The organism is Mucilaginibacter sp. P4_G9, assembly GCF_056400985.1.
In genome coordinates this window covers 1-3,697 of sequence record NZ_JBFUKF010000466.1, presented here as the reverse complement: position 1 = coordinate 3,697, position 3,697 = coordinate 1, and the positions used below count along the sequence as shown (strand labels likewise).

Here is a 3,697-nt window from a genome sequence, read left to right as displayed (position 1 = left end):
CTTTAGCGCCTGTATTTAAAGAAATCAGTGTTTTACTGATAATAATGCCGCTGAATTTAGTATATGTTCCAAGTGTAGCCTTACCCGAAACTACCCAGAAGATATTTTTGGCCTGTGCGCCACCTGTCAAAGTAATGATGGCGCTATTGTTTACGGTAAGGTTTTGTGCAATCTGAAAAACCCATACATCATTAGGTCCCCCATTTAAAGTTACACCTGCATTTGTTATTAAAACTCCTGTACTCCATTTGTACAGGCCGGCAGGTAAAACTTGGCCACTGATATCGCCTGCGTATTTATTAACTAAAGGTGAAGGAATAGTTATTCCATTTGCCGTGGTAAAAGCTGTTTTCATGTCGTTTACAGCTGTAGTCATTTTTGCCGGTGTGGGAACCGCGTAATTGGGTGCATAAACCTTTCCCGTTACAATGGATGTATGTGAGGATTGGTTATTAGTATCCATTATTAACCCAAATCCGGTTATTGCTGTGGAGGCAATTGGACTTGTGCCAATATCACCGGTAACCGAGGTAACGCCCGTAGTACTAATACCTGTTGCTGTTAAAATTGTAAAATAATTTGCTGTTTTAAGGTCTATTGGTGCAAGGCTGGCAGTTGCCGCTAAACTTGCCGACAATGAGGAATCGGGAAGCGACGTTGTTGCCCCTTCAGTATTTTCCTTTTTACATCCGGCTGTAAAGACAACAAGCAATAACATTAATGACCAAATGATGTTGAACCGTTTATTGTAGTTACGATGCACCTGGGTACTGTTTTGGGTGAAATTGTTTTCTCTACTCATGATTAATGAATTAAATAATGGTGATTTTTTATACGCTAAAAACGTTAAAGGTTAAAATTCAGAAGTTTACAAATCTGCCTTTCATTTGCTGCAGAAGAGCAAAGCGAGTGCCTGCAATTTGGACCGAACCAATACCTTTTATTTAAATAACTTAATTATTATTTAATAATATTTCCCAAATCGATCATTCAATGGTTGTTAAGTCTATAAAGTATAGAAAAGATCAATTTTGATTTTTTGCAATAGTTAGGTTGGATAGGAAATAATAAACACCGCGGCTAATTAACTCAATAGTTATTACTGCTTTATTTATTACCCAATCAATCGCCTTTTTTTCGTTTGAATTAAAACCAGGGAGGTAAAATTTATTTTAAGGGGCCTGATTGCTATGTATGAAATAATAAGTGTTCTATAAAGATATTGGGAATGGTTAATTTAACTTTCAAATTGATTATGATTAGTATTGAGGATATACTGTAGGCATTGAACTAAAATTTCATTAAATGCAATACGCTATTTAAAATGAGACACCTATGGAAATATTTTTTCAATATTGGCCGTAAAAATAGAAGCATTGATATTGTAACGTATTGCAAATGCAAATCAATAATGTTTAATATCGGATGAAATATAAAGCCGTTTTAAATTACTCCGGTAATAATATAGTGCATTTCATTTTTTAATTTTCGCGTGTTGTCGTACTTTTAACACGTTCAGGAGTGAGGCGCAGTTTTTACTTTTTGAATTTTAACTTTCCTATGTATTCTACTTTCGAAACCGAATTACGTGTACGTCCTGATGATATCGACATGTTTCAGCATGTGCACAACAGCAAGTACTTTGATTATGTGCTGGCTGCCCGTTACGACCAGATGGAACGGTGCTACGGCATGGCCATGGAAAAATTTATGGAACGCGGTTTTGGCTGGGTAGTGCGTGTGGCCCATGTTGACTATAAGCGCGCCCTCGCTTTGGGCGATTACTTTATTGTAAAAACCGGGATTGAAAGCATTGATGAAAAAGGCTGCCGCGTAAAGTTTAGCTTAAGCAATAAGGGTACCGGTAAAGTTTGCTGCGATGGTTATTTTGATTATGTAATGATAGATATGGCCACCGGCCGGGGTACTAAGATCCCGGAAGATGTGATTGAGCAGTATACTGTTTAGTTGGCGTTTTTGTCTGATTCATTAATTCAATTCAGACCAAAGAAAATAGTCATTACAACTCACTTATCTTTATTTGCCATTCCCTGGTAGTTGTAGTAATTACCGTAAAAAAACAAATATCCCACTCCAAAATTCAGCGGTATCAGCAGCCAAAGCAGGTGGAACATGRTAATCCAAAACAACACAATAAAAAGTCCGAGGATCCATTGGAGGTACTTATCCATGTTAAGGCCAAACCAGTATAGCATGCTGTGAAATAGCAATGCCGTACTTAAACCAGCAAGTAATAACTCCAACGCCATCAAAGGGTTAAACCTGCCGAACAGCCATACACATTCTGGTAACAGCAAAAACAAATAAACACCTGCAAAATTCAGGAACAATTGCCAGCGGCTGTAGGGTAGATTGCGTGAAAAACTGAGGCGGGTTTCTTCAAAACGACGTTCTTCAAATATCAGCACTGCATGTGCGGTTATTACCGCCAGGATTGCTATTCCTGCCACCCTAAGATCGCTTTTAACATCGGCAAACAAATAAAACACGCCGGTAATAATAAGCCATGATAAAGCTTTGGTTACAAAATACTGGATTTTAAGACTATCAAATACGTGATAGATGTACAAGCTAAAATACGGTTTGCGCCACTTGCTGCTCAGCTTTAACAATAGCGATTGCTTACTTCCATCAATCAAACTATTTAGCTGGTGCGTATACAACAAAGCGCTGCAATAAATTATCCCTGCTATAAACAACAACATAATTACAGGTATTATATAATAATGATGCGTAAGCCCTACCCCAACTGTCAACAGTGCATAAATGATGATTGGAAGCAAAATATATGCTTGTGTGTAAAGCCAGCTTTTTAATTGTTCGTTTCGGCTTAAAGCATTGCTGCTATAAAACAGGAATTGCTTTTCGGGCGCAAGTAATTGTATCAACACGTAATGCCAGCTTTTAAATACGTAAATAAGCCATCCGCCAAAAACCAGCATCAGCATTACCGGACTACTGCACATAGCCATCATCAACGATTCATGGTAACTGATGAGCATATTACCCGGCACGCATCCCACCATAATAAAAAATACGAACAACAATATTGGCGCATGCACCTGGTAAAAACCATTGGCAAGTACTTTCAGCAACACGTTAGTTAACGGCCGCCCCATTATGTAATGAATTTTAGGGTTTGTTCCTCAACCAACAGCTCGCGTGCAACAGGCATGGCATCATGCTCCAGTGTTTGATGTGAGGATAGCAGGAAACTGGTCCCCTGTTCATTATAACGTTCGGCAATCCAGTTATTCAAGATTTTTAATGATGCTGTATCAATAGTGATAAGCGGTTCATCCAACAAAATCAATTTGGGATTGCCCATAAAAGCCAGAACCAGCGAAAGTTTTTTGAGCATCCCGCTGGAGTAAGTACCCAGCGGCTGGCCTACATAGGCTTGCATTTGCATAGTTTTTATGTAGTGCTGCTCCTGCCCTGCCGGCGCACCTTTGACCTGGGCAAATAAGGCAATCATTTCGGTACCCGTTAAAAACTCCGGAAACACAGGCTCGGCCTCGGCGAAGTTTACAAGTTTGCGATAAGCTACAGGTTGTTTTTTGATGCTGATACTGTTATCAAGCAAAATATCGCCCTCAAATGATAAAATGCCGGCAATGGATTTTAACAATGTGCTTTTACCTGACCCATTAACTCCTTTTATCCAATATAAGAC

At 38.9% G+C, this 3,697-nt stretch carries 4 protein-coding genes; 1 reads left to right on the top strand and 3 read right to left on the bottom strand.

Annotated features, from left to right (window positions below):
* A partial coding sequence (locus AC1DPZ_RS23840) for an ice-binding family protein (protein ID WP_477408162.1) occupies positions 1-802 on the bottom strand: 802 nt, incomplete at its 3' end.
* Between the two features lie 758 nt (positions 803-1,560).
* Between AC1DPZ_RS23840 and AC1DPZ_RS23835 the strand changes: the two genes are divergently transcribed.
* On the top strand, positions 1,561-1,968 hold the full coding sequence (locus tag AC1DPZ_RS23835; RefSeq protein ID WP_477408160.1) for an acyl-CoA thioesterase: 408 nt from the start codon (positions 1,561-1,563) through the stop codon (positions 1,966-1,968).
* Between the two features lie 59 nt (positions 1,969-2,027).
* Here the strand turns inward: AC1DPZ_RS23835 and AC1DPZ_RS23830 are convergent, their stop codons facing one another.
* Together AC1DPZ_RS23830 and AC1DPZ_RS23825 are read right to left on the bottom strand one after the other, a co-directional pair.
* Positions 2,028-3,140: a hypothetical protein gene (locus AC1DPZ_RS23830; protein ID WP_477408158.1), complete on the bottom strand. Its 1,113-nt coding sequence runs from the start codon at positions 3,138-3,140 to the stop codon at positions 2,028-2,030.
* On the bottom strand, positions 3,140-3,697 hold a 558-nt coding region (locus AC1DPZ_RS23825; protein WP_477408156.1), incomplete at its 5' end, for an ABC transporter ATP-binding protein. The genes AC1DPZ_RS23825 and AC1DPZ_RS23830, both read right to left, overlap by 1 nt.